The sequence below is a fragment of the Vibrio sp. 10N.222.55.C6 genome (assembly GCF_041473395.1).
In the GTDB taxonomy this organism is placed as follows: domain Bacteria; phylum Pseudomonadota; class Gammaproteobacteria; order Enterobacterales; family Vibrionaceae; genus Vibrio; species Vibrio crassostreae_C.
In genome coordinates this window covers 1-333 of record NZ_JBFRSD010000590.1, presented here as the reverse complement: position 1 = coordinate 333, position 333 = coordinate 1, and the positions used below count along the sequence as shown (strand labels likewise).

The 333-nt window shown below is 45.0% G+C and carries 1 protein-coding gene; it reads left to right on the top strand.

Annotated features, from left to right (window positions below; genetic code table 11):
- A partial coding sequence (locus AB4486_RS25225; protein WP_372119454.1) for a class II glutamine amidotransferase occupies window positions 1-333 on the top strand: 333 nt, incomplete at both ends.

Below are 333 nucleotides of genomic sequence, written 5' to 3'. Positions count from 1 at the left end.
GACTACGATGATCTTATCAGTGGTCGTTTCAGACCGGTAGGTGAGACGGACAGTGAGCTCTCTTTTTGTTGGTTATTAAAACAGCTCGAGGATCGCTTTCCTGAACCGCCTCAAGACATGGAAGGCATGTTTCGCTTTGTTGCTGAGTGTTGTGACCAGTTACGAGATAAAGGTGTCTTCAACATGTTGTTGAGTGATGGTGAGTATGTGATGACGTACTGTACCAATCATTTGTACTGGATAACAAGACGCGCGCCTTTTGGCAACGCGAGCTTAATTGATGAAGACGTTGAGATTAACTTCCAAGAAGAGACCACGCCGAACGATATAGTT